31 protein-coding genes, 1 tRNA gene and 1 pseudogene are annotated in these 25,645 nt (G+C 68.8%); 19 read left to right on the top strand and 14 right to left on the bottom strand.

Features of this window, described 5'->3' with window-relative positions; all coding sequences use genetic code 11:
- On the bottom strand, positions 1–758 hold a 758-nt coding region (locus BAW75_RS19915), incomplete at its 3' end, for a tetratricopeptide repeat protein (protein ID WP_146074872.1).
- A gap of 48 nt (positions 759–806) precedes the next feature.
- Positions 807–1,277, bottom strand: coding sequence for a MarR family winged helix-turn-helix transcriptional regulator (locus tag BAW75_RS19910; protein WP_104114511.1), 471 nt, complete (start codon positions 1,275–1,277; stop codon positions 807–809).
- A gap of 50 nt (positions 1,278–1,327) precedes the next feature.
- On the opposite strand from BAW75_RS19910, the gene BAW75_RS19905 reads away from it, so the two are divergent.
- On the top strand, positions 1,328–1,849 hold the full coding sequence (locus BAW75_RS19905; protein WP_043325531.1) for a VOC family protein: 522 nt from the start codon (positions 1,328–1,330) through the stop codon (positions 1,847–1,849).
- A 48-nt stretch (positions 1,850–1,897) separates the two neighbouring features.
- Positions 1,898–2,800, top strand: coding sequence for a hypothetical protein (locus BAW75_RS19900; protein ID WP_104114505.1), 903 nt, complete (start codon positions 1,898–1,900; stop codon positions 2,798–2,800).
- Here BAW75_RS19900 and BAW75_RS19895 read toward each other — a convergent pair.
- Positions 2,766–3,284 (bottom strand): potassium channel family protein, encoded by a 519-nt coding sequence (locus BAW75_RS19895; RefSeq protein ID WP_104114504.1) that lies wholly within the window; start codon positions 3,282–3,284, stop codon positions 2,766–2,768. The genes BAW75_RS19900 and BAW75_RS19895 overlap by 35 nt on opposite strands.
- 114 nt (positions 3,285–3,398) lie before the next feature.
- Entirely contained in the window at positions 3,399–3,572 is a 174-nt protein-coding gene (locus BAW75_RS19890) for a DUF4236 domain-containing protein (protein ID WP_064498970.1), read from the bottom strand.
- Between the two features lie 200 nt (positions 3,573–3,772).
- Between BAW75_RS19890 and BAW75_RS33505 the strand changes: the two genes are divergently transcribed.
- The 7 genes from BAW75_RS33505 to BAW75_RS19860 all read left to right on the top strand — a co-directional run bounded on the left by BAW75_RS33505 (position 3,773) and on the right by BAW75_RS19860 (position 9,250).
- Positions 3,773–3,913 carry a putative leader peptide gene (locus BAW75_RS33505; RefSeq protein WP_258545387.1) on the top strand — a complete coding sequence of 47 codons (141 nt, stop codon included), beginning with the start codon at positions 3,773–3,775 and terminating at the stop codon, positions 3,911–3,913.
- A gap of 135 nt (positions 3,914–4,048) precedes the next feature.
- A complete protein-coding gene (locus BAW75_RS19885) occupies positions 4,049–5,077 on the top strand; it encodes an ABC transporter substrate-binding protein (RefSeq protein ID WP_104114503.1) in 1,029 nt (342 codons plus the stop codon).
- On the top strand, positions 5,074–5,892 hold the full coding sequence (locus BAW75_RS19880; protein WP_208635279.1) for an ABC transporter ATP-binding protein: 819 nt from the start codon (positions 5,074–5,076) through the stop codon (positions 5,890–5,892). Before BAW75_RS19885 ends, BAW75_RS19880 begins: the two co-directional genes overlap by 4 nt.
- On the top strand, positions 5,885–6,736 hold the full coding sequence (locus BAW75_RS19875; protein WP_104114502.1) for an ABC transporter permease: 852 nt from the start codon (positions 5,885–5,887) through the stop codon (positions 6,734–6,736). The genes BAW75_RS19880 and BAW75_RS19875 overlap by 8 nt, the downstream gene beginning before the upstream one ends.
- Before the next feature lie 11 nt (positions 6,737–6,747).
- Positions 6,748–8,082: an LLM class flavin-dependent oxidoreductase gene (locus BAW75_RS19870; RefSeq protein ID WP_104114501.1), complete on the top strand. Its 1,335-nt coding sequence runs from the start codon at positions 6,748–6,750 to the stop codon at positions 8,080–8,082.
- Positions 8,079–8,642 (top strand): flavin reductase family protein, encoded by a 564-nt coding sequence (locus BAW75_RS19865; protein WP_104114500.1) that lies wholly within the window; start codon positions 8,079–8,081, stop codon positions 8,640–8,642. The genes BAW75_RS19870 and BAW75_RS19865 overlap by 4 nt, the downstream gene beginning before the upstream one ends.
- Entirely contained in the window at positions 8,639–9,250 is a 612-nt protein-coding gene (locus BAW75_RS19860; RefSeq protein ID WP_104114499.1) for a malonic semialdehyde reductase, read from the top strand. Before BAW75_RS19865 ends, BAW75_RS19860 begins: the two co-directional genes overlap by 4 nt.
- Before the next feature lies 1 nt (position 9,251).
- Here BAW75_RS19860 and BAW75_RS19855 read toward each other — a convergent pair whose 3' ends face one another.
- The gene (locus BAW75_RS19855) at positions 9,252–9,707 is read right to left on the bottom strand and encodes an RrF2 family transcriptional regulator (RefSeq protein WP_104114498.1); all 456 of its coding nucleotides are present in this window, start codon (positions 9,705–9,707) and stop codon (positions 9,252–9,254) included.
- 7 nt (positions 9,708–9,714) lie between these two features.
- Positions 9,715–10,629 carry a helix-turn-helix transcriptional regulator gene (locus tag BAW75_RS19850; protein ID WP_104114497.1) on the bottom strand — a complete coding sequence of 305 codons (915 nt, stop codon included), beginning with the start codon at positions 10,627–10,629 and terminating at the stop codon, positions 9,715–9,717.
- 159 nt (positions 10,630–10,788) lie between these two features.
- Between BAW75_RS19850 and BAW75_RS19845 the strand changes: the two genes are divergently transcribed.
- Positions 10,789–11,565 carry a glucose 1-dehydrogenase gene (locus BAW75_RS19845; RefSeq protein ID WP_104114509.1) on the top strand — a complete coding sequence of 259 codons (777 nt, stop codon included), beginning with the start codon at positions 10,789–10,791 and terminating at the stop codon, positions 11,563–11,565.
- A 71-nt stretch (positions 11,566–11,636) separates the two neighbouring features.
- Here BAW75_RS19845 and BAW75_RS19840 read toward each other — a convergent pair whose 3' ends face one another.
- Positions 11,637–12,068 (bottom strand): SsgA family sporulation/cell division regulator, encoded by a 432-nt coding sequence (locus tag BAW75_RS19840; RefSeq protein ID WP_007457244.1) that lies wholly within the window; start codon positions 12,066–12,068, stop codon positions 11,637–11,639.
- Between the two features lie 274 nt (positions 12,069–12,342).
- Here BAW75_RS19840 and BAW75_RS19835 point away from each other — a divergent pair, with 274 nt between their 5' ends.
- The 3 genes from BAW75_RS19835 (at position 12,343) to BAW75_RS19825 (ending at position 14,079) form a co-directional block, all read left to right on the top strand.
- Positions 12,343–12,882: a TIGR02611 family protein gene (locus BAW75_RS19835; RefSeq protein ID WP_420915038.1), complete on the top strand. Its 540-nt coding sequence runs from the start codon at positions 12,343–12,345 to the stop codon at positions 12,880–12,882.
- Between the two features lie 50 nt (positions 12,883–12,932).
- Positions 12,933–13,007, top strand: a tRNA-Val gene (locus tag BAW75_RS19830).
- A gap of 373 nt (positions 13,008–13,380) precedes the next feature.
- Positions 13,381–14,079, top strand: a complete 699-nt coding sequence (locus BAW75_RS19825) for a hypothetical protein (protein WP_064447229.1) — start codon at positions 13,381–13,383, stop codon at positions 14,077–14,079.
- A 47-nt stretch (positions 14,080–14,126) separates the two neighbouring features.
- Here the strand turns inward: BAW75_RS19825 and BAW75_RS19820 are convergent, their stop codons facing one another.
- On the bottom strand, positions 14,127–14,312 hold the full coding sequence (locus BAW75_RS19820) for a hypothetical protein (RefSeq protein WP_064447230.1): 186 nt from the start codon (positions 14,310–14,312) through the stop codon (positions 14,127–14,129).
- A 572-nt stretch (positions 14,313–14,884) separates the two neighbouring features.
- Between BAW75_RS19820 and BAW75_RS32100 the strand changes: the two genes are divergently transcribed.
- Entirely contained in the window at positions 14,885–17,407 is a 2,523-nt protein-coding gene (locus BAW75_RS32100; protein WP_146074871.1) for a tetratricopeptide repeat protein, read from the top strand.
- A gap of 44 nt (positions 17,408–17,451) precedes the next feature.
- On the opposite strand, the gene BAW75_RS19810 is transcribed toward BAW75_RS32100, so the two are convergent.
- Positions 17,452–18,234, bottom strand: a complete 783-nt coding sequence (locus BAW75_RS19810) for a transposase family protein (RefSeq protein ID WP_104114494.1) — start codon at positions 18,232–18,234, stop codon at positions 17,452–17,454.
- 120 nt (positions 18,235–18,354) lie between these two features.
- On the opposite strand from BAW75_RS19810, the pseudogene BAW75_RS19805 reads away from it, so the two are divergent.
- A pseudogene (locus BAW75_RS19805) lies at positions 18,355–18,693 on the top strand (transposase family protein); the annotation flags it as partial.
- Here the strand turns inward: BAW75_RS19805 and BAW75_RS19800 are convergent.
- Together BAW75_RS19800 and BAW75_RS19795 are read right to left on the bottom strand one after the other, a co-directional pair.
- Complete coding sequence (locus BAW75_RS19800) at positions 18,681–18,941, bottom strand: hypothetical protein (protein ID WP_208635277.1); 261 nt, start codon at positions 18,939–18,941, stop codon at positions 18,681–18,683. The pseudogene BAW75_RS19805 and the gene BAW75_RS19800 sit on opposite strands and share 13 nt — an antisense overlap.
- A 152-nt stretch (positions 18,942–19,093) precedes the next feature.
- Entirely contained in the window at positions 19,094–20,947 is a 1,854-nt protein-coding gene (locus tag BAW75_RS19795; RefSeq protein ID WP_146074870.1) for a hypothetical protein, read from the bottom strand.
- 288 nt (positions 20,948–21,235) lie between these two features.
- On the opposite strand from BAW75_RS19795, the gene BAW75_RS19790 reads away from it, so the two are divergent.
- Positions 21,236–21,586: an SMI1/KNR4 family protein gene (locus BAW75_RS19790; RefSeq protein WP_146074869.1), complete on the top strand. Its 351-nt coding sequence runs from the start codon at positions 21,236–21,238 to the stop codon at positions 21,584–21,586.
- 99 nt (positions 21,587–21,685) lie between these two features.
- Here the strand turns inward: BAW75_RS19790 and BAW75_RS19785 are convergent, their stop codons facing one another.
- Both BAW75_RS19785 and BAW75_RS19780 read right to left on the bottom strand, forming a co-directional pair.
- On the bottom strand, positions 21,686–21,997 hold the full coding sequence (locus tag BAW75_RS19785; protein WP_146074868.1) for a hypothetical protein: 312 nt from the start codon (positions 21,995–21,997) through the stop codon (positions 21,686–21,688).
- A gap of 289 nt (positions 21,998–22,286) precedes the next feature.
- Positions 22,287–22,556, bottom strand: coding sequence for a hypothetical protein (locus BAW75_RS19780; protein WP_104114491.1), 270 nt, complete (start codon positions 22,554–22,556; stop codon positions 22,287–22,289).
- 151 nt (positions 22,557–22,707) lie between these two features.
- On the opposite strand from BAW75_RS19780, the gene BAW75_RS33575 reads away from it, so the two are divergent.
- Both BAW75_RS33575 and BAW75_RS33570 read left to right on the top strand, forming a co-directional pair.
- The gene (locus tag BAW75_RS33575) at positions 22,708–22,971 is read left to right on the top strand and encodes a DUF4241 domain-containing protein (RefSeq protein ID WP_275937805.1); all 264 of its coding nucleotides are present in this window, start codon (positions 22,708–22,710) and stop codon (positions 22,969–22,971) included.
- 5 nt (positions 22,972–22,976) lie between these two features.
- A complete protein-coding gene (locus BAW75_RS33570; RefSeq protein ID WP_275937804.1) occupies positions 22,977–23,345 on the top strand; it encodes a DUF4241 domain-containing protein in 369 nt (122 codons plus the stop codon).
- A gap of 254 nt (positions 23,346–23,599) precedes the next feature.
- Here BAW75_RS33570 and BAW75_RS32095 read toward each other — a convergent pair whose 3' ends face one another.
- Positions 23,600–24,109 carry a hypothetical protein gene (locus tag BAW75_RS32095; RefSeq protein ID WP_146074867.1) on the bottom strand — a complete coding sequence of 170 codons (510 nt, stop codon included), beginning with the start codon at positions 24,107–24,109 and terminating at the stop codon, positions 23,600–23,602.
- Positions 24,110–24,308: 199 nt separating this feature from the next.
- Here BAW75_RS32095 and BAW75_RS19770 point away from each other — a divergent pair, with 199 nt between their 5' ends.
- On the top strand, positions 24,309–25,349 hold the full coding sequence (locus tag BAW75_RS19770; protein WP_231915673.1) for an IS256 family transposase: 1,041 nt from the start codon (positions 24,309–24,311) through the stop codon (positions 25,347–25,349).
- Positions 25,350–25,645: the final 296 nt, after the last annotated feature.

The raw sequence follows: 25,645 nt of genomic DNA, 5'->3' as shown, positions 1-25,645 counted from the left end.
CGGGTGCTCGCCGCGCTGGCCGACCTGGCCACCGTGGAGTACGCGCGCGGGGGCGGGGGCGCGGGGCAGACGTGGTCCGGGTCGGCGGCGGCGCGGGCCAGCCCGGCCACCTGGGCGGCGAGCGGGTCGTCGGGGTCCAGGTGCAGGCGGCACAGCTCCTCGGCGAGCGTCAGGTGCTCGTGCGCCTCGGCGTACCGGCCGCAGTCGCGTTCCATCGCGCCGAGCTTCGCCAGCATCTTGATGCCGCTGGGGTGGCCGTCGCCGTAGACCTCCCGGTGCAGCTCCCAGGCGTCCTGCAACCGGTCGCGGGCCACCTCGCACTGGCCGCGCGCGTACTCCACGGTGGCCAGGTCGGCGTGCGCGGCGAGCACCCGCTGCGATTCCGGGCCGTCGCGGGCGGTCAGCTCGATGATGACGTCGGAGTAGAGCCGGGCGGCCCGGGCGTCGCTGCCGACCCGGTGCAGCACCGCGGCGAGGGTCGCGGCGGCGGTGACGGTGCGCTCGTCGGAGCGGCCGAACAGCCGGGTGGCGGCCGCGTACGCGAACGCGGCCCAGCCGCGGGCGGAGTGCGGCTCGCCGAGCGCGACGAGCACCCGGGCCTGGAGTCCGGCCGCCTCGGCCAGCTCGGGGGAGGCGTTGTCGGGGCGGGGATCGGCGTCGCTGAGCGCGTCGGCGAGCAGCCGCTCCGCGCCGGTGAGGTCGCCTTCGGACACCAGTTGGTGCGCCTGGACGGTCAGGTCAGCGAAGCCGGAGGACACGCCCCATCGTGCTCGTCCGGCGACGGTATGTACAAGACCCGGAGTGGATCAGTTTGGTCCCGAATCCGTCAAGTGTTCGGCGAGCGTCTCGCTGATCCGGCGTAGCTGGTCGACCTGGGCCGGGCTGAGCGCGTCGAACAGGTGCCGGCGTACCCCCTCGACGTGGCCGGGCGCGGCGGCGGCCAGGGTGGCGAAGCCGGTGTCGGTGAGCACGGCGATCTGCCCGCGCCGGTCGGTGGGGCAGTCCTCGCGGCGGATCCACCCGGACGCCTCCAGCCGGGCGGCGGCGTGCGAGAGCCGGCTGCGCGAGGAGCCGGTGAGCTCGGCCAGCTCGCTCATCCGCAGCGGCCGGTCCGGGGCCTCGGAGAGGCGGACCAGGATCTCGTAGTACGCGTGCGGCATGCCCGCGTCGCGTTGCAGCTCGCGGTCGAGCGCGTCCATCAGCGCCCGGGAGGCGGTCAGGAAGGCGCGCCAGGTCCGCTGCTCGTCGGGGTCCAGCCACCGGGTCATGACGCCCATCATAGCGCCGATAGTTGAACGCTCAACAAAATCGGGGTACGGTCGGTGGCATGGGCATCCACCGACTCAACCACGCCGTCCTCTACGTCAGTGACCTGGAGCGCAGCGTCGCCTTCTACCGCGACGTGCTGGGCTTCCGGCGGGTCCCGATGACGCCCGAGGGCTTCCGCGGCGCCGCGTTCCTCCAGGCGCCCGACTCCACCAACGACCACGACCTCGGGCTGTTCGAGATCGGCGCGGCGGCCGGGGCGTCCCAGGCCGGCCGGGCCACCGTCGGCCTCTACCACCTGGCCTGGGAGCTGGACACGCTCGACGAGCTGGGCGCCACCGCCGAGCGGCTGGCCGCCGCCGGAGCGCTGGTCGGCGCGTCCGACCACGGCACCACCAAGAGCCTCTACGGCCGCGACCCGGACGGGCTGGAGTTCGAGATCGTCTGGATCGTCCCGGCCGAGCTGCTCGACGACGCAGCGCTGGCCGCGCGTACCCGCATCGGGCGGCTCGACCTGGACCGCGAGCGGCAGCGCTACGGCGGGCAGACCCGCGGCGGCGTGGGCATCTCCGTCCCGGTCTGAGCGGGGTTCACGGCCGGTCCCGCCGCGCCGTGCGGTAGAAACGGCACCATGTCGACCGACGCCGTCCTGCGCGAGCTGCTCGTCCGCCAGCTCGACCACTGGCTCCCCGCCGCGCTGCACCGGGCGCGGCGGGCCACGCTCGCGCTCGCGTACGCCGGGGGTGACGCCACCGGCGCGGAAGAGGCGTTGCGGGTGGTGGCCGAGTTCGCCGACCGGCTGCGCGGGCGGCGGCTGACCGTGCTGGTGGTGGCCGACGACGGCACCGACCTGGCGACGCGGCTCGGCGCCGCCGAGGCCGCGCTCCCGGCCGACGTCGCCGTGCACCTGGTGCCCGGCGGGCCGGACCGGCTGCCGGTGGCGCTCAAGGCCGCGGGCGCGGCCGGCGCGCCGCTGCTCACCGTGGCCGACGGCGCCGACCCGGACCCGGCCCTGCTCGCCGCCGCCGCGTCCGGGCGCCCGGCCGAGCTGCTGCTGGTCACCGCGCCCGGCCGGTCGCTGCGCCCGGCGCTGAGCGCCGCCGGGTTCCCGCTCGCCACCGAGGTCGAGCTGGTGCCCGACGGGGACGGCCCGGCGCGGCTGGTCGGCTACGCCACCGGCTCGGACCGAGGGCTGGAGACGGTCAAGGAGGCGCTCTGGGCGGTCGACGAGTACGCCGGCGTGCGCTACCGCGACCCGGCCGACCCGCAGGGGCGGCTGCTCGACATCTCGCTCGACCCGGAGCCCGGCCCGCTGCGTCGCGAGCTGCTGGCCGAGCTGGCCCGCTCCGGTCCGCGTACGGTCACCGAGCTGCGCCGCTTCGCCACCACGGCGACCGTCTACCGGGCCGCCGACGCCAACCGGGCGCTGGCCTCGCTGCTCGCCTCCGGCGCGGTGACCCGCGATCCCGAGCACGGCCGGCTCGGCGGGGACGTGTCGATCAGCGCCGTGCCGAACGCTGGGTCATCTGCTTGACCACTATCGACGCTCCGGTGGCGACCACACCGATGCTGAACACCATCTGCGCGCACACCGCGACCCGGGCGATCTGGCCCTGGGCGTGCACGTCGCCGTAGCCGACAGTGGTGAGGGTGGCCAGCGCGAAGTAGAGCGCGTCGACCCGGGTCCGCAGCCCAGCGAACTCGCCGGGCCGGGTGTTCGCCACCACGTAGTCGCCGAGCGCGAAGACCAGCAGCCCGGCGACCAGCGCGACCGCGAGCCGGGTCAGCGCCCGGTCCTCGTCCCGGCCGGTCGGCTGGTCCTTGACGAGCTGGCGGCGTACCTGGCCGGTGACCAGAAACGCGATCACGGCCACCAGCACCACTGTGCCCAGCGAGCGCAGGACCAGCCGCAGGCCGTTCGGGTCGGCCTCGACCGGCACGAGGAAGTAGCCGACGAGCATGAGCGCGCAGGCCACCACGGCCCGCCGTCGTATCCGCCGCAGGAACAGGTCCGTCATGCGGCGATTCTCCGGTCGCCGGGGTGCGGGGGCGGGCGGAACCGCGAACCCGGTCCGCAGACGACGAGCGGGGTGCCGGCACATCGCCGGCACCCCGCTCGTCGTCGGGAAAGGTCAGGCCTTGTCCTGCTTCCAGGACAGCGGGCCCGGAAGGTCCACGCGGTGGGCGCGGGTGTTCGAGTTCCAGGACCAGCGGCCGATCTTGATGCTCCACGACGAGAAGCCGTTCTGGGTGAAGTGGAGGATCAGCGGCCCGTACTTCTTACGCTTGCGGAACTGGACGCCCATCGGGGGTGCCTCCTTCTCTCCCTGCCTCTGCAGTCGTCTGCATGCCTTCGCGGCATCGAACATGCCCGGATCGACGATTCGCGAAACCCTGCCCGGTCCGCTCTGGACGGTGGGACTGCCGCCCGGCAAAATCTCTATCCAACGGGTAGGTGTTAAGGAGTCGTAAATGCTGGTGGGGGTGGGTCGTAACAAAGCCAGCGATGAAAGTCTCACTGTCTGGAAGGGCATTGACCGGCGTGGAGAACGGTCGGCAGCATGAGGGCATGTCGCAGCGGGACGAGCTTCTCCTCACCGCTCGCGTGCACGTCGACCTGGTCCGGCACGCGAGCGCGCTCTGTTGAGCCGAGCGCTCGTCGTTCCCTCTCCGCCCGTCCGTTCCCGCAGCCGGCGCACCGTGGCCCGGCGCGGCACGGCGTGCTCACCGGCCCCGCGCGGGCCCCCTCCACCGCATCGTGGACAGATCAGGAGACTCCGCCATGCCCTCGACCCGATCACCGCGGCGTGCCCTCACCGCCGCCGTCGCCCTGCTCGCCCTCACCACCGCCACCGCGTGCGGCGCCGACGCCGCCGCCGGCGCACAGACCAAGGAACTGCGCTACCAGGGTTCGGTGGGCCAGGTGACCCTCCCCGAACTCGCCGCCGACCTCGGCTACCTCGGTGACGTCAAACTCAACTGGATCGGCAACGTCACCGGCGGCCCGGCCGACATCCAGGCCACCGCCACCGGCCAGAGCGACTTCGGTGGCGCGTTCAACGGCGCGATCGTCAAGCTCCAGGCCGCCAACGCCCCGATCACCGCGGTGGTCAGCTACTACGGCTCCGACGCGCAGACGTTCCAGGGCTACTACGTGCTCGACGGCAGCCCGATCCGCGGCCCGCGCGACCTGATCGGCAAGCGGGTCGGCATGAACACGCTCGGCGCGCACGCCGAGGCCGTCCTGCGCACCTGGCTGGCCCGCGGCGGCCTCACCGCCGCCGAGATCGCCACTGTCGAGCTGGTCGCGCTGCCGCCGGTCAACACCGAACAGTCGCTGCGCGCCCGGCAGATCGACGTCGCCGTGCTCGGCGGCGTGATCCGCGACAAGGCGGTCGCGAACGGCGGCATCCGCACCGTCTTCACCGACTACGAACTGCTCGGCGCGTTCAGCGCCGGCAGCTACGTCTTCCGCGACGACTTCCTCACCCGTAACCCGGACACCGTCCGGACGTTCGTCACCGCGGTGGGCAAGGCGATCGAGTGGGCGCGCACCCAGCCGCGCGAGACCGTGGTGGCCCGGCTCAAGGCGATCATCGCCAAGCGCGGACGCAACGAGGACACCACGCTCGTCGAGTACTGGAAGTCCAGCGGCGTCGCCGAACCCGGCGGCCTCATCACCGACCGGGAGTTCGCCACCTGGATCGACTGGCTGGCCGACACCGGCGAACTCAAGGGCGAGCGGCCGAAACCGTCCGACCTCTACACCAACCGGTTCAACGCCGCCGCGACCCCCGGTGGTGGCGCGTGAGCACCGACAAGATCCTCTTCGACCGGGTGCGCAAGGTCTTCCCGGGCCGGCGTGGCAGCGGCGGCGCGGTCACCGCGCTCGACGACCTCACCCTCGGGGTACGCCCCGGCGAGTTCCTCGTCGTCGTCGGCCCCAGCGGCTGCGGCAAGTCCACACTGCTCGACCTGCTCGGCGGGCTGGCCACCCCGACCGCCGGGCAGGTGCTCGTGGACGGCCGCCCGGTCACCGGGCCCGGCCTGGACCGGGGCATCGTCTTCCAGCAGTACGCGCTGCTGCCCTGGCGCACCGCCGCCGGCAACGTCGCGTTCGGACTGGAGGCCAAGGGCCTGCCCCGCGCCGAGCGCGCCGACCTGGTCGCGTACCACCTCGACCTGGTCGGGCTGACCGGCTTCGCCGACCGCTACCCGCACGAGCTGTCCGGCGGCATGAAGCAGCGCGTCGCCATCGCCCGCAGCCTCGCGTACGACCCGGACGTGCTGCTGATGGACGAGCCGTTCGCCGCGCTCGACGCGCAGACCCGCGACTCGCTGCAGGACGAGCTGGTGCGGATCTGGCAGGCCACCGGCAAGACGATCGTGTTCATCACGCACGGCATCGACGAAGCGGTGCACCTCGGTCAGCGGGTCGCCGTGATGACGTCCCGGCCCGGCCGGATCAAGCAGGTCATCGACATCGAGCTGGGCGACCGGGAGGCCGAGGAGGACGTCCGCTCCACCGGCGCGTTCCGCCACCACCGGCACCAGATCTGGACGCTGCTGCGCGACGAGGTACGCGCCGCGCAGTCCGCCGTACGCGAGGAGGCCCGCGTTGGTTGACGTCGCCGCACCGCCGGCCCGGCCGGTGGCCGTCCCGCCCGCCCCGGCCGTCGCGCCCGGCCGGCCCGCACGCCTGCTCGGCCTCGGCGGCCGGGCGCTGCACCGCAGCGCCGCGCTGCTGGCGCTGGCCGCGATCTGGGAGACGGTGCCCCGCGCCGGGCTGGTCGACCGGGTCTTCCTGCCCCCGCTGTCCGAGGTGCTCGCCGCCTGGTGGGAGCTGCTGCGCACCGGCCAGCTCGCCGACCACGTCGGCGCCAGTCTCACCCGCTCGCTGACCGGGCTCGCGCTCGCCGTGGTCACCGCCATCCCGCTCGGCCTGCTGATCGGCTGGTACCGGCCGCTCGCGGACCTGCTCAGCCCGCTGCTGGAGGTGTTCCGCAACACCGCCGCGCTGGCGCTGCTGCCGGTCTTCGTGCTCATCCTCGGGCTCGGCGAGACGTCGAAGATCGCCCTGGTGGTCTACGCCTGCTCCTGGCCGATCCTGCTCAACACCGTCGCCGGCGTGAAGGGCGTCGACCCGCTGCTGATCCGCTCGGCCCGCTCGATGGGGCTCAACCACCTGCGGCTGTTCCAGAAGGTGATCCTGCCGGCGGCCGTGCCGACCGTGTTCACCGGCGTCCGGCTCGCCGGGGCGTACTCGATTCTGGTGCTCGTCGCCGCCGAGATGGTCGGCGCCAAGGCCGGGCTCGGCTACCTCGTGAACTACGCGCAGTACAACTTCGCGATCCCCGACATGTACGCCGGGATCATCACCATCTCCGCCATCGGGCTGGTGGTCAACCAGCTCCTCGTCGCCGGGGAACGCCGCTTCTCCACCTGGCGCGTCGACGTCACCACCGCCTGAGAGGAACCGTCATGTCCCGGACCCTGCACCTCAACGCCTTCCTGATGGGAGTCGGCCACCACGAGGCGGCCTGGCGGCACCCCCGCGCCGACCCGAGCCGCCTGGCCGACGTCCGCCACTTCCAGAACCTGGCCCGCATCGCCGAGCGGGGCACGCTCGACTCGGTGTTCCTCGCCGACGGGCTCGCCGTCGGACCGGCCGTACGCCACAACATCCAGGCCGTCTTCGAGCCGATCACGCTGCTCGCCGCGATCGCCACCGCGACCGAGCACATCGGCCTGATCGCCACCGCCTCCACCACGTACACCGAGCCGTTCAACCTGGCCCGCGCGTTCGCGTCGCTGGACCACCTCAGCGGCGGCCGGGCCGGCTGGAACATCGTCACCTCCGCCCAGGCCCGGGAGGCCCGCAACTTCAACCTCGACGACCACCCGGCGCACGCCGACCGCTACCGGCGGGCCGCCGAGTACGTCGACGTGGCGATCAAGCTCTGGGACAGCTGGGAGGACGACGCGCTGGTCCTGGACACCGCCGCGGGCGTCTTCGCCGACACCGCCCGGGTGCACGAGATCGACCACGCCGGGCAGCGGTTCCGGGTCCGCGGGCCGCTGAACACGCCCCGCGCGCCGCAGGGCCGGCCGCTGCTGGTGCAGGCCGGCTCGTCCGCCGACGGGATCGCGTTCGCCGCCCGGTACGCCGAGGCCGTGTTCACCGCCCAGCAGACGCTCGCCGACGGCCAGGCGTTCTACGCCGCGCTGAAACGGGCCACCGCCGACGCCGGACGTGATCCCGACCTGGTCAAGGTGCTGCCCGGTATCGCGCCGGTCATCGGGGGTACGGAGAAGGAGGCCCGCGACCTCGCCGACGAACTGGAGGCCCTGATCGTGCCCGAGCACGCGCTCGCCCAGCTCTCCGGCATGACCGGCCTCGACCTGACCGGGCTGCCGCTGGACGGCCCGCTGCCCGACCTGCCCGACGCCGGCACGGTGCAGTCGCACCAGAGCCGCTACCAGCTCGTCGTCGAGCTGGCCCGGCGGGAACGGCTCACGCTCCGGCAGCTCATCGGCCGCCTCGGCGGTGGACGCGGGCACCGCGTCGTGGTCGGCACCCCGGAACAGATCGCCGACCAGATCGAGCTCTGGTTCACCCAGGGCGCCGCCGACGGCTTCAACGTCATGCCACCGCTGCTCCCCGACGGACTGGAGGACTTCGTGGACCACGTCGTACCACTGCTGCGCCGGCGCGGGCTGTTCCGGTCCGCGTACACGGGGCGCACGCTGCGCGAGCACTACGGGCTGCCCCGGCCGGCCAGCGTCTACGCGACCCGTGAGCTGGTGGCGTCGTGACCACCGTGGACCGGCCCGGCGCCGGAACGGTCGAGCTGCGCCCGGTCGACGTCGACTCGTTCCGCGGCCTGCTGCGCCGCCAGGCGTCCACCGTCACCGTGGTCACCACCCCCGGCCTGCGCGGCAACCGGATGAGGCCGGTCCTGCCGCCGGCCGGCTTCACCGCCACCTCGTTCACCTCGGTGTCGCTGGACCCGCCGCTGGTTTCGGTCTGCCTGGGCCGCGCCTCGTCGAGCTGGCCCACCGTCGAGCAGGCCGAACACGTCGCCGTGCACCTGCTCGCCTCCGGCCAGCAGGAGATCGCGCAGATCTTCGCCACCAGCGGCATCGACCGGTTCACCGCCCACCCGGGCTGGACCACCGGGCCGTTCGGCGTGCCGCTGATCGGCGACGCGCTCGCCGTGCTGCTGTGCCGGGTGGTGCGCCGGATCGAGGCCGGCGACCACACCATCCTGCTCGGCGAGCCGCTCGCGCTCGGCGCGGGCGAGGACGGCGACCCGCTGCTGCATCACCGCGGCGGCTACACCACCACACTCGGCGACTGGCCCGAGGCGTGGTGACCACCGCCGCCGACGAGCTGATCGCGCTCGACCGGGCCGCCCAGGACCTGCTGTTCCGGGCGGCCCGCACGGCCAACGCGTTCACCGACGAACCGGTCGGCGACGAGCAGGTACGCGCCATCCACGACCTGGTCCGGTACGGCCCGACCGCGATGAACGCCCAGCCGCTGCGGGTGCTGCTGCTGCGCTCGGCGGCGGCCCGGGCGCGGCTGCTGCCGTACGTCAGCGCCGGCAACCGGGACAAGACGGCCGGCGCGCCGCTGACCGCGGTGCTCGCCGCCGACGTGGACTGGCACGACCGGCTGCCCGAACTGTTCCCGCACCGCCCCGGCGCGCGGGACTGGTTCACCGGTGACCCGGCCGGGCGGGAGGCCCAGGCCCGGTTCAACGCCGCGCTCCAGATCGGCTACCTGCTGGTCGGGGTACGCGCCGCCGGGCTGGCCGCCGGGCCGATGGCCGGGTTCGACGCGGCCGCTGTGGAGCGGGAGTTCTTCCCGGACGGGCGGCACCGGGTGCTGCTGCTGATGAACATCGGCCGCCCGGCGCCGGACGCCTGGCGGGAACGGCTGCCGCGCCTGCCGTACGAGGAGGTGGTCAGCACGCTGTGAGTCAGCGCGGCTCCCACGCGTCCGGCTGGGCGGTCAGCTTGCGCACGTGCGCCGGCAGCCGGCCGCTGACCAGCTCGTCCAGGCTCACCTCGTCGACCACCCGGCGCACCGAGGCGCGTACCGCCACCCAGAGGCGGGGCAGGTTCTCCGCCGCCCCCTCGTACTGCGTCTCCTCGGGGCGCAGCCCGCGTACCCCGGCGAGCGGGCCGTCGACGGCGCGCAACACGTGCCCGATGGTGATCTCGCGCGGCGGCCGGGCCAGCGTGTAGCCGCCCTCGGCGCCGCGCTGGGCCCGGACGACCCCGGCCCGGCGCAGGTCGGCCAGGACCGCCTCGAGGAACTTGCGCGGCATGTCCTGCTCCGCCGCGATGGCCTGGGTGGACAGCAGGGTGGGGTACGCGGTGGCCAGGCTCAGGGCTGCCCGGACCGCGTAGTCGCCGCGCGCGGAGATCTGCACAGTGCCATCATGCCTGGCCGGTGGGTGCGGGGGAGTCGGCGGGCGGCCGTGGTCGCACCAGACGGACGGGTAGCGGGCGCTCCCGGTTGGCCCGGAACGTCCCCGGGCTCACCCCGACCTCCCGGGTGAAGAAGCGGCCGAAGTTCGTCGGCTCGGGAAAACCCAGGTCCCGGCCGATCCGGGCGATCGACTCGTCGGTGGCGGCCAGCAGCCGGCACGCCTGCAACGCGACCCGCTCGTCGATGACCTGCTTGGCGCTGCGCCCGGTCACCGCCAGGCAGGCCCGGGTCAGCGTACGCACCGAACAGCCCAGCTGGGCGGCGTAGTCCTCCACCCGGCGGGTGTGCCGGTAGCCGCGTTCCACCTCGCGGCACAGCCGCCGGAACGTGTCGGTCTCGGCGCGGGGCGCGGCCCCGTTCTCCGGGTGTGGCAGCAGGCTCAGCCGCAGCAGCAGCACCGCGAGCTGGTGACGCAGCAGCGCCGCGGCGGGAGGCACCATCGCGTGCCGTTCGGCGTCCACCGCGAGCTGGCTGACCTCGCTGATCACCGCGTCCTCGTCCTCACCGGCGAGCTGACGGTGGGCGGGCACCGCGTCCGGGTCGACGTCGAGGCCGGCCAGCGCGTCCGGCCGCCAGCTCACCACTGTCGCGTCGAGCTGCGCGCCGACGCACCGCAACACCTGACCGGGGTACGCGCGCAGCAGTGTGCCGGGCCGGCAGGGCACCGGCCGGAAGTCCAGCTCGGCGGTGCCATGACCGTGCGTGACCAGGATCAGCACGTCGCGGTCGAGCAGGACCGGCCGGGGCCAGCCGGGCTCGGCGGCGAGGTCGCCGAGCGCACCGGTGAGGATCTCGTCGGCGCCGGGGCGCGACTCCGGCGGGCCGGTGCGGGTGGCCGGGGAGGGCTGACCGGTAGTGACCATCTCCCCGACGGTAACCGGCCCGGCCGCACGTTGCATCTCGACGGTTTCGCCCGCGCGGAGGCGGTCTTGTCGGCACGCACGGCCGACGGTTAGGTTACCGAGCGGTAAGCCCCGGGTCGGCCGACCGGCCCGCGGCCGGGCGACGGCGATGGGATGGGCATGACGGAACTGTTCTCGGTCGACGGCAAGACGGTCCTGGTCACCGGCGGTTCGCGGGGGATCGGGCTGATGATCGCGCAGGGCTTCGTACGGGCCGGCGCAAAGGTGATCATCTCCTCGCGCAAGGCCGACGTGTGCGAGTCGGTCGCCAAGGAACTCTCCGCCGAAGGGCACTGCGAGGCGATCCCGGCCGACCTCGGCAGCGACGCGGGCGCGCTGGCGCTCGCCGAAGCCGTGCGGGAACGCCACGACCGGCTGCACGTGCTGGTGAACAACGCGGGCGCCACCTGGGGCGCGCCGCTGGAGGAGTACCCGGAGGGCGCCTTCGACAAGCTCTGGGCGGTCAACGTCAAGGCCGTCTTCCGGCTCACCACCGCGCTGCTGCCGCAACTGCGCGCCGCGGCCGGCGCCGACGACCCCGCCCGCGTGATCAACATCGGATCGGTCGACGGCATCCGGGTGCCGTGGATGGAGGTGTACGCGTACTCGGCCACCAAGGCCGCCGTGCACATGCTCACCCGCAGCCTCGCCCACCAGCTCGCCGGCGAGCGGATCACCGTCAACGCGATCGCGCCCGGCCCGTTCGAGAGCAAGATGATGGCCTTCGCGCTCGACAACCCCGAGTCGCGCTCGGCGATCGAGCAACAGGTGCCGCTGGGCCGGATCGGACGGCCCGAGGACATGGCGGGCACGGCGATCTACCTGGCGTCGCGCGCCGGCGCGTACCTGACCGGCGCGGTCATCCCGGTCGACGGCGGAATCACCACGCGCGGCTGAGGCGTACCCCGGTGAGACGGCCCGGGGCCGCGCGGACTCGGCAGATCCGCGCGGCCCCGGGTGTTGCCGTGTCAGCGACCGGCGAGCAGCCGGTTCACCGCGGTGTCGACGTCCAGGTGCTCGGCCTCACGGCCGCGCGGGACGACGACGTAGGTCCGGCGCAGGAAGCGCACCAGCACGCTGCGCGGAACCTCGAACAGGGCGTTGCCGTCCGGGGACGACAGCGCGAGCGCGACGAAGTCGCCGCGCGGTGTGGCCCACGGCCAGACCCGCACATCACCGATGCCGGCCGGTTCGTCGAGCCCGGTGACCAGGAGTTCGCGTGCGAACGACCAGCTCACCGCCTCGCCACCGGCGGACTCGGCGTGAAACAGGACATGGACCGCATACGGGTCAGCAGGGTCGTAACGCAGACTGGCACGCACCGGCAAGGCGGTGGCGTCAGGCGCGACGAGCCTTAGCGACGTCTCGACCTCTACGGTCGTCGGTCGGATGACACTCATGGACGTTCTCCCCCCGGCACCGCTGCGGAACGCGCGTGTCCCGCTTTTCCCATACTCAGGTGCTGCTCCTGGCTACGCTCCGCCATACGCTGACTTCACCCAGTGGTGGGAAGGGGTTCCGAAAGCCCCCGGGAACCACTCGGCCCCACGTAGAATTTCCGGTTCCGCCCACTCCGTCGTCCCGCCCGGCAACGGGTGGTTCAGTCGTCGACTTACTCCGGTAACGTCCAGTCGTCAGCAGGGGTGACGGTCCCGCGCGACACTGGGGGTGGAAATGGTCACGGGGGGCGGGTCGGTGACGTCGCGGACCACTGGCGATTCGCCGAAAGGTGCGGCCCGAACAGCCGAAAGTCGGGGGTACGAGGTGCCTGTGGAAGGGCGGTCGCGAGGCGCTCTCATGGAGCAGCGCCGACGCCGGCGTGGCTGGCGGCTGCGCCTGCACACCACCCTCGAACTCATCCGTGCCAACCCCACCGGCCGCGTCGCCCTGAAGATCTTCATCGGCATCCTCGGCGCGATCGTGGTCACCGTCGGCATCGCGCTGATCCCGCTGCCCGGGCCCGGCTGGCTGCTGGTCATCGCCGGCCTCGGCGTCTGGGCCGTCGAGTTCCACTGGGCGCGACGGCTGCTCGCGTTCACCCGCCGGCACGTCAACTCCTGGACGCAATGGGTGAAGCGACAGTCACTGGGAGTGCGGTTCGTGTTGGGCGCGGTCGGGCTCGTGTTCGTGTCCGTCGTGGTGTGGCTGTCGCTCAAGTACAGCCTCGGCATCGACGTCGTGGCGCAGGCGCTGCACTACCTCGCGACGCACTGAGGGCCGGTTTTTGGTCCGGGCGGGTGATCGGGTAGAGTCATGCGCGCTGAGGGCGATTAGCTCAGCGGGAGAGCGCTTCGTTCACACCGAAGAGGTCACTGGTTCGATCCCAGTATCGCCCACCATGCATGTATGCAGGTCAGACGCCCGTCGCCGGAGTAGCCGGTAACGGGCGTCTGCCGTCTTGCCCCTTGAATTGGGAGCAGATCGGGAGCAGGGTGTCCGGCGCGCTGGTGTCCGGCTGCGTCGTGCGGTGTTGCCTGTCGGTCTCTTGAGAAGTACCGCTACCGGCGCCCATCATGGCGCGCCGGTTGTGGCTTACGGGCCTGCTGGCGGCGCGGGTCGATGGGCCCTCCGTTCGGCGCTCCATATGGCGAGTCCTGTGGCCAGCGATGGGGGCGAAGTCGGCGTGCGGGGATAAGGGCAGCAGGACGGACCCGTCGCGCAAGGGCACCGGTCGTAGACTGTGCGGCGCCTGTTCGGACGGCACGCGCGGCGATGAGCCTGGCCAAGAACGACTTCGCCCGCCGCTATGCGGCAGCGATGGAGGCCGACGACAAGGTCACCCTTAACACCCTCGACCTGTTCCGCAAGGACGTCTCCACCTACGTCCGGCTTTACGACTTCATGAGCCAGATCGTCAACTACGGCGACCCCTACATGGAGCCCCTGTCGATTTTCCTGCGGCTCCTTGAGAAGGTCATCGCAGATGCCTCCTGGGCTGCAGAGGTCGACCTTTCCGACGTGGTACTGGTCGGGGTAAAGCACACCAAGGCGACGGCGGCCGACACCTCACTGACCGGTGAGGGCCAGCTCAAGGGCATCGGCGCTGCGGGCACCGGCACCCGGAGAGAACCGAAGTACGTCGCCCTACAGGTGGTCATCGACAAGATGAACGACCTTTTCGGTGCCGAGTCGTTTTCCGCCTCCCAGGTCCGTGAGTTCGTGCAAGGGCTCGTGCAGTGGCTGCTCGCCTATCCGGGCTTGGTCAACCAGGCCAAGGTGAACTCGAAGAGGCAGTTCATGGAGTCGCAGGACCTTCAAGCGGCGGTCACTGAGGCGGTCGTCGACAACCAGGAGGCCCACAACACAATGGCCGTCTACTTTTTCAGCGACGGCCCGGACATCAACGCCGTCATCATGGCGCTCGCGGACGCCTTCTACGAGGCAGCGATCGATCAGCGGACGGACGTGTGACCAAGCCCGGGTCCCGTCCCGGTCCGGGACCCGGGCAAAGTTGTGCATTACGAGCGGCGGCGAAGCAAGATCTTGAGGATCTCGACGGCGGTGCGGCGGCGGGTGGGGGTTCGGGTGAGAAGGGCGGTGAGTGCCGCTGCCGTCACCGTAGTGGCGTAGAGCAGCCCGCCGGCGCTGGCCGTCGCTGCCGTGGTGTCGAGTAAGTCAGGAAGGTTCGGCATCCAGGTCTCCATAGTCGAACTGAGGCGTTGCTGTCGCTCTTTTCTGCCGCTCCGGTCGTTTTCCGGCGATCCGCCGTCCGCTAAAATGCGGGAATGGCCAGGTCGCAACCGGTGGGAAAAACTCCGGCCCGGATCCGGCCCGGATCCGGCTCGAAGAGGGTAGCCAGGTGACGACCGAGTCCTCTGCCGCGGACCGATTCGCTTCTGCACTGCGTGAGCTATACGAGGCCGCTGGTAGACCGGAGCATCGGCTGCTGATTAAGCAGGCTGGACGACAGGAGCCCTCAGTCCTGCTGGCGCCGCGTAGCCTCAGCGACTGGTTCGGTGGTCGGCACCTGCCGCAGGACCCACGAGCGGTGAGGTTTCTTGTGACCTTCCTGCAGCCCATGGCTGCACAGCGAACCAGCTCTTATCGAGCGGAGGGCTGGGCCTGGTGGCAGGAGCTGCACGAACGGGCCCGCCGTGACCACAGCGCCCGCGCCGGTCGGCCACGGACTCGCCCCGCCAGGTCTGTACCGGAGCGCTCCCGGCTCGGTAAGCCGATCAGCGACTGCGATCCCCTGAGGCTGGAGGTGCACCGGGCGATGGACGTGCCCGGCCACGACGGCGTGCTACCGAAGATGCCACCGTATGTGTCTCGGGGACACGATGCACGGCTCCGCGAGGCGGTGCAGTCCGCTGCCAACGGACGCAGCGAGTTCGTGGTTCTGGTGGGGGGCTCGTCGACCGGAAAGACCCGGGCTTGCTGGGAGGCGATTCAGGTCCTGGATGAGCGGTGGCAGCTCTGGCATCCGATCGACCCTTCTCGTCCGGAGGCCGCTGCCCGGGCGGTAGCTGATGTGGGGCCGCGCACAGTGGTATGGCTCAATGAAGCACAGCACTATCTGCTCACGGCTGATCCTGGAGTGGGTGAAAGGATCGCGGCTGGGCTGCGGACCCTGCTTGCCGACCCGGCGCGGGGTCCAGTGCTGGTTCTCGCGACACTGTGGCCGGAGTATTGGACAACGCTAACGGCTGCTCCCAAGGTGGAGAAACCCGATCAGTACGCCCAAGCGCGACAGCTGCTTTCTGGCGCCGACATGCGGGTCCCGGAGGCCTTCACCGCAGCCGAACTGAGAGCGCTGGCCGATGCCGCAACTGGGGATGTCCGACTGAGGCACGCCGTCAGGCACGCCGCTGATGGGCGGGTTACCCAGCACCTGGCCGGTGTGCCGGAGTTGTCGGCTCGCTACCGCAATGCATTTCCTGCAGCCAGAGCTGTTATCGACGTAGCGATCGATGCACGACGGATTGGGTATTCGGTGCAGATCCCGCATAGTCTATTGGAACAGGCGGCCCCTGGCTATCTGACCGATCTGGAATGGCAGCAGGCCGGTGAAGGTTGGCTTGAAAGGGCTTTGGACTACACCGAAGAACCCTGCCACGGCGTTCGCGGCCCCTTGACACGGATCCGTGCCCGACCTGGAGACCTCGCCAACTCATCTGGCGAACCCCGCTACCGCTTGGCCGACTATTTGGAACAGAGTGGCCGCGCCGAACGCGCTGCAGCTTTTCCTCCCGACAGCTTTTGGATCGCTACCGCTAAGACCGTCAGCGACCCCGACCTGCTACGTCGCCTTGCCGATCATGCTCGAAAACGAGGTCGATACCAACACGCCGTCAACCTCTATCGGATGGCTGTCGCTCACGGTGACAGCCGCAGCCTCATGTACCTCGCTAGATTTCGAGTGTCGAACGGTGACCGCGACGCTGCCGCCGCCTTACTTCAGCAAGCTGCCGATCACGGCGATACCGACGTGTTGCGGCTCATGGCCTTGGCGGCTGAGCGGCTAGGGGATTCGGCGAGCGCCGAGGCCATCGCTACCCAGGCCGCCGACTACGGCAACACACAGGTGCTGCGTGAGCTTGCCTTCCAGCACAGCATGACGTTTGATCGTGCCCGCGCCGTGGCCCTGTACCGGCAGGCAGCTGAGCGCGGCGACAAGGGGGCGTTGCGGGACCTGTCGCATCTGCGGCAGCAGGCCGGCGACGCCGATGGTGCCGAGATGCTGGCGTTGGAGGCAGCTAGCGGCGGCGACACCCGTGCGCTGCGGGATCTGGTACGACATCGCTACGGAGAAGGCGACATTGCCGGCGCCGGAGCCATAGCTGTCCGCGCCGCCGATCAAGGCAACACCGAGTTGCTGCGGGACCTTGCTGAACGATGCGAGGCCGCCGGGGACACCGCTGCAGCCATGGACTTGTACCAGCAGGCTGCCAACCGCGGCGACATCCAGGCGTTGCGGGACCTAGCTGAGTTACGGCAGGCGGCCGGAGATACCGCCTCCGCCGCCGACTTGTTCCAGCAGTTGGCCGACCGCGGCGACATCCAGGCGTTGCGGGACCTAGCTGAGTTACGGCAGGCGGCCGGAGATACCGCCTCCGCCGCTGACTTGTATCAGCTGGCGGTCAATCGGGGCTACACAGAAGCGTGGTGGGACCTAGCCCGGCTGCGGGAACAGGCAGGGGACGCAACTGGCGCCGAGGTGTTAGCCCTTGAGGCGGCTAACCACGGCAACACTCGGGCGTTGTGGCACCTGTCGCAACTGAGAGAACGAAGGGGCGATCACGCCAGCGCCGAGGCACTCGCTCTACAAGCCGCTGACCGTGGCGACGCCAATGCTTTGCGAGACCTGGCACCGCTGCGGGAGCGAGCAGGCGATCGCGTCGGCGCCGAAGCATTAGCCATACAAGCTGCCGATCGCGGCTATACCGACATCCTGCAAAACCTGGCCGTATGGCGAGAACGGGAAGGCAATCTCCTCGGTGCTGAGCCTCTGTATCGTCAAGCTGCGGATCGCGGTGACACGCAGGCGCTTAAGCACCTGGCCGCGCTTCGCGAGCAGGCGGGGGACTACACTGAAGCCGAGGTCATGTATCGGCGCGCTATCGACCGTGGCGACGATGATGCGTTGTGGTGCCTAGCCAACCTGTGGGACCGGGCAAGCAACTGCACCAGCGCCGATCAGCTACGACGGTTTGGACTGACTAGCTGCGGCATGCCAGCGACCGGACTGGATTTTGATGCTCCCATAGTCCTACCGTCGGACGCAGGCACGTCGATATAGGAATGCCAGCGTTCGCCCGACTTTGCATGGTCTATGAGCCTTTTTCATCCTGCGTAGCGGGCGGCTTCGACGTGGTGCAAGACGAGGGTGGCCTGCACGATCGCGGTAGCGCGGCGCGGGCAGCAGCGAAGCTTGGCCAGGATCTTCCAGGTCTTGAGCGTGGCGATCGCGCGCTCACCGCGGGCGCGGATCTTCGCGTGCGCCCGGTTGACCGTCTTCTGCCGGCGTGACAGCTTCGGCCGGAAGCGGCGCCGCTTGAACGGGATGCGCAGGCTGCCACGGGCGCCCTGGTAGCCCTTGTCCGCGAAGGTCATCACATCGGCGCTGGTCAAGGCTTCGATGATGCCGTGGGTGCGGGCGGCGGTCAGGTCATGCGTTGAACCGGGCAGCGCGGCCGATGCCCGGACGAGACGCCCGGCCGCATCCGCGATGACCTGCACGTTCACGCCGTGACGTTTGTGCTTGCCGGAGTAGTACGGCTTCTGGTCGGCGACCCGGTCGATCGGGATCAGCGTGCCGTCCAGGATCGTGTAGGCCAGTTGTCGGATGCGCCGCATGGCGGTGTCCAGGTCCTCGGCGGCAGCGCTGAGCAGGGCGATTGCTTCTTGAACATAGCGCCAGGCGGTCGCGACGCCGATCTCGAAGCCGGCGGCGAGGCGGGTGTAGGTGTCGCCGTTGCGCAGGTGGGCCAGGGCGAGTAGTGCCTGGCGGCCCGGGGTCAGTCGCCTCCACCGGGATTTGCGCTGCTGGCGGTGGCCGCGGATTCGCTCGGCGAGGTGGTTCAGGGTCCGGTTGGACAACGGGATCGTGGCAGGGTAGGACAGCATGGCGAGGCTCCCGGTCGGGGCATCGGGTTTTGGTCGATTTGCTGTCCTACCTGGAGCCTCGCCCTCATCGATCAGCACCCCTTGCCGACCCGGGCTGACCTGCAAGATCAGGCTGGAAAAGGCTCAACGCATGACCTGACCGCCGCCCGCACCCACGGCATCATCGAAGCCTTGACCAGCGCCGATGTGATGACCTTCGCGGACAAGGGCTACCAGGGCGCCCGTGGCAGCCTGCGCATCCCGTTCAAGCGGCGCCGCTTCCGGCCGAAGCTGTCACGCCGGCAGAAGACGGTCAACCGGGCGCACGCGAAGATCCGCGCCCGCGGTGAGCGCGCGATCGCCACGCTCAAGACCTGGAAGATCCTGGCCAAGCTTCGCTGCTGCCCGCGCCGCGCTACCGCGATCGTGCAGGCCACCCTCGTTCTGCACCACGTCGAAGCCGCCCGCTACGCAGGATGAAAAAGGCTCAATGTGTCGGTCCAGGTCACGGTCACGGCGCCGAGGTCGGTGCCGAGTTGCACGCCCATGACGGCGTGGTGCCAGTCGCCATAGTCCCATGGCGCGCGTTTCGGGCCGAAGTTGTGCACGTCCCAGTAGTCGACCGACGTTAGGCGCCGCCCCCGCAGGTCGCGCAACGCGCCCTCGAAACGGCCGCGCAGACCATCGGCCCCGCGCACCTTTCCCACCGACCGATCATCGCTGGTCATACCTGTGACCGCATCGTCTTTAGTTCGATCCTGTATCGCTACGCTGGCCGCTCATGCTGCAAAGCGCTTGTCACCCAAGTGCCGTCGGCGCCGTTCGTCGGCGTCCGGATGTGCCGAAAGCAGTGCAGCCGCACCTAAGCCACCACACGGGCTTATTCCTGCTGTAACTCTTCGGGGGTCGAGGCTTCCACGCTTTCGATGGTCGATTCTTCCTTTGCGGGCGCCTCCTTCGGCTCTTTGCCGAAAAGAAATTTATGAACGCTGAAGGCAGGATCATGGTCGCCTGCGATCAGTCGCCTCTCCCAGGCGAGGAGATCCTCATTCCCAGGAAATTCTTCGACAGCGTTAGACGCGAAACGTACAGCCTCGGCGTGCCGTCCCACCGCCTCCAACTGATCAGCGGCTTCGAGCTGAAGCAGGGCATCGACGGCTGCGGGCAGAGGGGCTTCCTTGCCCTTGATTCGAGCAGTTCGTCGCGTCATTGCGAGCTCAGCCCACTCGTCTGCGCTCCAAGCGGGACGCCTGCGATTCGACAGCAGACCGAGCGTGAAGGCAGTCGGAGAGGGGGCCTCCAAGCATTCCTGATGGGAGTCGAGGAAGGCTGCGGCGCTAGGACTGCGCTCCTTAGGTTCTACCCATTCGTGCCAAAGCGCGTAAATGGCGACCATGGCTGTCTTTGAGTCACCGTCGGGTAAATTCGGAGCGAGATTCTCAATCTTGCCGATGACCTGCGACAGGTCAATGCCTTCGCGGGTATCGCCTGAGATGTGGGCAACAAGTGCTTCGACAACACCATTAAACCAGTTTTCTGCGGTCTTGCTATCGAAACCGTCCGCCTGCCAGACCCAATACTGTGGGGCGAGTTGCGCACGGATTATCCCAGGAAGCGCGTTGCGGTAGTCCCAAGGCTCGGGCGCTACCTTAGGCGCATCGGCGACGAACTGGCGCACAACATGCCGGACCAACCGCCAAAGGCCAGCGAGGGTTAATATGCGGCTAAAATTGGGCTCGAAGACGGTTTCGGCTCCGTCGGTGAATACCCAAGCTTCGTCGCCCAGGTCCTCAAGAACATGGCTCCTCTTGGATCTAATGTCATATGCGACACCGAGTAGCCGCTCAAGGTCTGCGGACCGTGGCGGGTGCCCCTGGCCGACCGCCTCGCCGCGGTAGTATGCCGACGAAACCCGCGCCAGGGTCGACGATACGAACCGGCGTTTAAGGCCGACGCGGTCAGCTTCTAGGACCGCAACTCGCATCCTATCGGCAAATGACTCTTCTTGACCTTTTAGCGCAGCGTCGATTATCTTTCGCTTTCTGCCCTCGTAACGGTCCCAACTGGCCGGGTTCGTAAGGTGTTCGTCTCCGAGGGACTCCAGTGCGGCGACGAGGTCAGTATATGCGCCCGTAGAGTCATCAATGGCGCGCCGGGTCGCGTCTACCGTATTGCGTATGACCCGCATAACGCGGGCGAAATCTTCGCGACCAAGGGCGATCAACTCGTCCATAAATCGCTTCACTTCGTTCAAATCCGAGGGCTGGATAACCTGCCGCGGGTCGAACAGGCCTGGAAACAAACTAGCGGCACCGTCACGTCGGCCAACGCCGCCAACGCGAGTCACCAGCCTGCGAACCTGATCGTGGTTGCGACAAAAGTTCAGGTTGAGGACGAAAGTCATCACGTACGCGATGTCATCGACGAGCTCGTATCCTCCGGTCGCCACCATGAATTCATTCGTGCCATCTGGCCGTTGTGCCTCGAGCCGATCGACTGCTTCGATCATGATGGTGGAGATGTCATGGATCCCGGTGGAGCCGATAATGGTTCCGACGGGCAACTCTACTGCGACGGACTCGATGAGCCAGCCGTTGCTATAGACGGCGTGCCGGTGGAGGTGCTCGTTTATGGGTATGCCAGCGCGGAAGAACCGGCCGGCTGAGATCTGGAGCATCAACTGGCCCCTGAACCGCTCTTGCGCATTTTTCGCCAACTTTACATCTGCTTTCAAACTGGGTTAACCGCCAAGGCGAGAGCTAGCGTCCCGTTATGGCGTGAGTGGAGGCTATCGACGATAGTGCCCTATGTCATGCGCAGTATTGTCAGCTTGTCGACTTAAGCGGCTGTCAACGGCTGCCACCTGCCATCGGTGCACACTGCTGCGTTCGGCTTCCTCTTCTGCCGCTGGTGGTGTGCGTCGAAGTCTTGTGGGGGCCGCTCGGAGCACCGACGATAGTTACATGATCATCGACAGCTTGTCGGCCCCGTCTGCGCTGCTCCGGGTGCTGCAGCAGGGTCGGTGGGTAGCTCCAGACCGCTCGTCGTCGACGTATCGGGAAGTCTTCGTGATGACGCCGTAGCGCCGCAGTTCCTTCCTTTGAGTCGGATGACGGCCAACAGGCGCTGGCTCGATGACATCCCTGAGGACTATCGCGGGTTCTACCTCGGTCAACCGGACCGGCAGAGCCCGCCCGGCGACGTGGATCCCGACCGGTCTCTCCTGATCGGTGACCTCGGACCTGACCGGCCGTTTGCGTTGGACTACAGACCTTCGTCGGTCGCACCGTCGGTGATCTACCTCAGCACAGCGGCGGACTGGATCGAGGTTGCGCCCAACATCGAGATGCTGATCGAACGCCTCGGGATCTGATTGTGCCGAGGGATCCCTTTGCTCTTCTGCCGCTGACCGGGCGCAGCGTTCGGTCGCGCCTGCCGTATGCGTCATGGCGTGCAGGTGGCCGGGCATTCGTTAGGCGCCGAACCCGCCGCACAGGTAGTACAGGCTCGTGGCCAGTCCCAATATCCAGCCAGCTACGAGGCCAGACGATGACCCACGGCCGAGCCGTCCGGACAGCGCGAAGCAGCTGCCCAGCAACACCAGCTGGGCGATGCCGTACGTGAGTACGCCGAAGAAGAGCGCCGCGAACCTGCCACCGGCGTCCAAGTCTGCATTCGGGGCGCCACCAGCGGCGGTGGCCAGGGCGATCGTGAACCCAACAGCAAGGCCGTGCCCAGCGAGGGCAACGACCGCTCCGGCAACCATCGGCCTGGTGATCGTCACCGCCCGAGCGTGACATACGCCGAAGGAACCGGGCCACCTCAGCCCGAACGATTCACGAGACCGCCTGGCACAGCCGCCAGACGGAGCCGCACTGATCTGCCGCCGTCCGAGGGCCTGGCCAATATCAATGGCTCCGAGGCGGCATGGCGCGGTGGCCGGCTTCAATCGTGGCCGTCGTCGGGTTCGCCGAGATCGTTCGGCAACTGACCGAGGCAGCCCGGGCAGACGCGAAGCCAGCCCGGACGAGGTCACGCAGCACCCGCTCCGACGCGGCGGCCCGCCAGATCGGTCAGTGCTCGCCGTCTCCCACCTCCGGCCAGGCAACCAGACGCTCGGCCATGGGCCCGGTGCCGGCGCCCTCGGGCGACATGCCGAAGTGACCGCGGATCTCCTCGTCGAGGTACTCCCGAATCTCGTTGCTGTCCGCACCACCGGCCAGCCTCGTCAACAGCGGCGAAAGCATGCAGTCGTACTCGTCGACGTTGGTCTCCGGATCGAAGACACCGATGAAATCCCACTCGTTGAGCAATCGTCGCAACTCGTCCGCCCGCTCGTACATGCGGCGATGATCGCATGTCGGACGGCACACAGCCCGCCGTCGACCAGCAGAGGCCCGTGCACTCCTTTGCCGCACCCGGGGGTGTGGGAACTCGGCCGGTGGCCTGACGCGGCTTTCGGTCGGAGGCGGTGTCCTGGATACGCTGCGCGTCATGCCCTACGTGCCGGATCTCAATGCGGTGTTGACCGCCGGGTATCGCGTCGAGAGCGATGGGGTCACCTATCGTGTCGAGCCGTACGAGCTTGGGCCGGTGATGCTGCCGTCCGGCAAGGTCGTGGGGTGTGATCCGCTGGTGGCGCAGGCCACTCCTTTCGTTGGCTCGGTGGCGCCCGGCAGGTATCCGCTGCGGGCTTGGGTGGCGCTGGTGCATGCCGACGGCGGCGAGGGGCAGCGACGGATCACCGCCTTGCAGTGACGGTGGTGGACGAACCGGTCGCGGCGTGGAGCATGGCCCTGCTCCCAGGCCAGGACGTCGCCTCACTCGGCGACGAGGACTTCTTCGGGTACGCGGCCGACTCGGGTATCGGGACGCTCGCCGACCAGGTCGCCCTCGAGGCACTGCGCGAGTGGGACTTCGAGAGGATCGACGAGGTCTTCATTCCGGCGCAGGTTCCGGACGACCCGATCGACGCCGTCGTTTCCGCGGTAGCGGAGGAGCGGACCGGAGCCAACGTGTACGTCGTCGGCTCTGGATGGGGCGACGGCGTGTACGCAACGTATGTAGGTCACACCGCGGACGGGCGCATCGCCAGCTTCGTCACCGATTTCCGCGTCGTGCCGCTCGAATAGCCTCCATGACATCGCCCCGAGGCAACGAACTCGCGGGCGCACCATCCAGGATCGGGCGGCCACCCTCAGCTTGCGAAGCGTCTTGATCTGCGCAGACGGTAGTTCCATGACGGAGTGTCGCTACTGGGCGCTACTTCCAGCCATGCCACGGGTTCGTGATGGCCGGTATTAACCCTTGCATCGGGCACGGCTCGGGCACGAGGCAAGGAAGCACTCTGCGAGCCTCCCGGACGCAAGTCGTCGTAAAGCTGATATCAGTTTCCGAGATGACGGTAAGCATGCATGTCGGGGTCGGGATCTCCCGCAATTCCGAGATCCTTACGCATCGACTCACGAAGAGCCGCATTGGCGGCCCACAGGTTGTTTCGCGCCTTGATGTACCGATCGCCCGAAACATCGGCATCCAAACTCAAGGCTTCGCACACACCTTCCAACTTCCGAGCAGCTACAACTACTTCATGCATGAGTTGCCTCGAGCCAATCAGAGAAACACTTTGACGCAGCCGCCAAATTCCTGATGCATCAATGGCCTCAAGTAGTGCGTTACGCATTTCAGTATCAGAAACCTCGCCACGAAACGCGACCGACCGCATTTCGGAGTGGGCTTTACTTAGAGCGGCGAGAAAATCGACGTAAACCTGTTGACGCGCTTGCAGCAACTGACTTTTGTTTTCACGTCGCCAACGAAGGTGATCGGCCAAGAAAACTGAAATAAGCCCGACAATCGCACCTACGATTGTGCCCAGGATAGTCGACCATTCCATCCGCTCACGATACGCGTCGAGCGCAAGTAGGCACTGTCTGCTGTCGATAAGCTCGTCTGGGAGCGGACTGTCGCCCTGGCTTGTCACGTCAAGCGGACCTTGACGCCTGCGCGACGAGTAGGACTGCGTAGATTTCCGTGTTTGACCTGGGTGTGGTCCGTTGGCCAGGACGTTGCTCCTGTCCGGGAAGGACCACGTCATGGCAGACAAGAAGAAGGCGGTTCAGCTTCCTGAACCGACGGCGGCTGAGGTGGAGTTCGCGCAGCAGCTGGTCGAGCGGGCCAAGGCCGACGGAGTCTCGTTGGTCGGCCCGGGTGGGCTCCCCGCGGGGATCACCCGCACGGTCCTGGAATCAGCGCTCGACGCCGAACTGGATGCCCATCTTGACGACGCTGGTGTCGACGAGGAATCGGGTCGGCGGAGCAACATTCGCAACGGGCACGGAGCGAAGACGGTGCAAACCGAGGTCGGGCCGGTGCGGATCCAGGTTCCTCGGGACCGGGCCGGGTCGTTCACGCCGCGGATCGTGCCGAAGCACGTCCGCGGGTTGGACGGGTTCAACGAGGCGATCCTGTCGCTGTATGCCAAGGGCCTGACCACCGGGGAGATCTCCGCGCATCTGGCGGACGTGTATGACGCGGACGTGTCCCGGGAATTGATCAGCCGGGTCACCGACAGCGTGCTGGAGGAGATGGAAGCCTGGCGGCAGCGGCCGCTCGACAGGGTGTATCCGGTGGTGTTCATCGACGCCTTGGTGATGAAGATCCGCGAGGGGCAGGTCGCGAACCGGCCCGTCTACGTCGTGGTCGGTATCAGCCTCGACGGAGAACGCGACGTGCTCGGTATGTGGGCCGGGATCGGCGGGGAGGGTGCCAAGCAGTGGGTCGGCTACCTCACCGAACTGCGCAACCGCGGCGTCGCCGACGTGTTGGGCCGGGGACGCCCGGATCGCGATCCGGACCAGGCTGCCGACGGTGGGGTCAACGACGCAGTGCAGCCCGAGATCGGTGATGCGCCCATCGCGGGCGTTCCACTCCCGCACGCCGCCGTCATGGCCGAGGATCGCTCCCAAGGCGTCGATCGTCGGCTTCCACAGATTCGGCCAGGCCCGGCGGGGTCCGACAACGAACGCGAGCTGCAGCGCGACGCCATCGCCCGGCAGCGTGCTGGCAGTCATGATCTGATCACGAATCTGCTCCTTGTACACCCTCGTGCCGTCGTCGTCACGTCGAACACGTAGGTCCCGCCAGGATCATCGACCGGTACGGCCGGGCAGACCGCCACGGAGGATGCCGCTGCGTGACGCTTGGTCGCCCATACCGAGACGAAGTCCCGCCCCGTCCGCCTCACCAGCTGCGGCGCCAGCGGAAACAGGTAGTTGTCCAGGTCGTGGGAGGCGTATAGCGGCGCCGTATCCGCCAGCCCGACGTCCAGCCGCAACGCGAGAGGGCCGGCATTGCTCACAGCCTGCTGAGCGACGGTGGTGCAGCCGCCGTCGATGAATACTGAGGACCGCGCCTGACCGCGCGAGCCAGC

The sequence above is a fragment of the Micromonospora chalcea genome (assembly GCF_002926165.1).
In the GTDB taxonomy this organism is placed as follows: Bacteria; Actinomycetota; Actinomycetes; order Mycobacteriales; family Micromonosporaceae; genus Micromonospora; species Micromonospora chalcea.
This window is presented reverse-complemented; position numbering and strand designations above follow the sequence as displayed.

What these genes read in the sequence shown, in the direction of transcription:
- BAW75_RS19910 (WP_104114511.1), bottom strand. Translation starts at nt 1,277, where the DNA reads ATGGGCGTCATGACCCGGTGGCTGGACCCCGACGAGCAGCGGACCTGG.
- BAW75_RS19905 (WP_043325531.1), top strand. Translation starts at nt 1,328, where the DNA reads ATGGGCATCCACCGACTCAACCACGCCGTCCTCTACGTCAGTGACCTG.
- BAW75_RS19900 (WP_104114505.1), top strand. Translation starts at nt 1,898, where the DNA reads ATGTCGACCGACGCCGTCCTGCGCGAGCTGCTCGTCCGCCAGCTCGAC.
- BAW75_RS19895 (WP_104114504.1), bottom strand. Translation starts at nt 3,284, where the DNA reads ATGACGGACCTGTTCCTGCGGCGGATACGACGGCGGGCCGTGGTGGCC.
- BAW75_RS19890 (WP_064498970.1), bottom strand. Translation starts at nt 3,572, where the DNA reads ATGGGCGTCCAGTTCCGCAAGCGTAAGAAGTACGGGCCGCTGATCCTC.
- BAW75_RS33505 (WP_258545387.1), top strand. Translation starts at nt 3,773, where the DNA reads ATGAAAGTCTCACTGTCTGGAAGGGCATTGACCGGCGTGGAGAACGGT.
- BAW75_RS19885 (WP_104114503.1), top strand. Translation starts at nt 4,049, where the DNA reads ATGCCCTCGACCCGATCACCGCGGCGTGCCCTCACCGCCGCCGTCGCC.
- BAW75_RS19870 (WP_104114501.1), top strand. Translation starts at nt 6,748, where the DNA reads ATGTCCCGGACCCTGCACCTCAACGCCTTCCTGATGGGAGTCGGCCAC.
- BAW75_RS19850 (WP_104114497.1), bottom strand. Translation starts at nt 10,629, where the DNA reads ATGGTCACTACCGGTCAGCCCTCCCCGGCCACCCGCACCGGCCCGCCG.
- BAW75_RS19845 (WP_104114509.1), top strand. Translation starts at nt 10,789, where the DNA reads ATGACGGAACTGTTCTCGGTCGACGGCAAGACGGTCCTGGTCACCGGC.
- BAW75_RS19840 (WP_007457244.1), bottom strand. Translation starts at nt 12,068, where the DNA reads ATGAGTGTCATCCGACCGACGACCGTAGAGGTCGAGACGTCGCTAAGG.
- BAW75_RS19835 (WP_420915038.1), top strand. Translation starts at nt 12,343, where the DNA reads ATGGTCACGGGGGGCGGGTCGGTGACGTCGCGGACCACTGGCGATTCG.
- BAW75_RS19825 (WP_064447229.1), top strand. Translation starts at nt 13,381, where the DNA reads ATGAGCCTGGCCAAGAACGACTTCGCCCGCCGCTATGCGGCAGCGATG.
- BAW75_RS19820 (WP_064447230.1), bottom strand. Translation starts at nt 14,312, where the DNA reads ATGGAGACCTGGATGCCGAACCTTCCTGACTTACTCGACACCACGGCA.
- BAW75_RS32100 (WP_146074871.1), top strand. Translation starts at nt 14,885, where the DNA reads ATGGACGTGCCCGGCCACGACGGCGTGCTACCGAAGATGCCACCGTAT.
- BAW75_RS19810 (WP_104114494.1), bottom strand. Translation starts at nt 18,234, where the DNA reads ATGCTGTCCTACCCTGCCACGATCCCGTTGTCCAACCGGACCCTGAAC.
- BAW75_RS19800 (WP_208635277.1), bottom strand. Translation starts at nt 18,941, where the DNA reads ATGACCAGCGATGATCGGTCGGTGGGAAAGGTGCGCGGGGCCGATGGT.
- BAW75_RS19780 (WP_104114491.1), bottom strand. Translation starts at nt 22,556, where the DNA reads ATGTACGAGCGGGCGGACGAGTTGCGACGATTGCTCAACGAGTGGGAT.
- BAW75_RS33575 (WP_275937805.1), top strand. Translation starts at nt 22,708, where the DNA reads ATGCCCTACGTGCCGGATCTCAATGCGGTGTTGACCGCCGGGTATCGC.
- BAW75_RS32095 (WP_146074867.1), bottom strand. Translation starts at nt 24,109, where the DNA reads ATGGAATGGTCGACTATCCTGGGCACAATCGTAGGTGCGATTGTCGGG.
- BAW75_RS19770 (WP_231915673.1), top strand. Translation starts at nt 24,309, where the DNA reads ATGGCAGACAAGAAGAAGGCGGTTCAGCTTCCTGAACCGACGGCGGCT.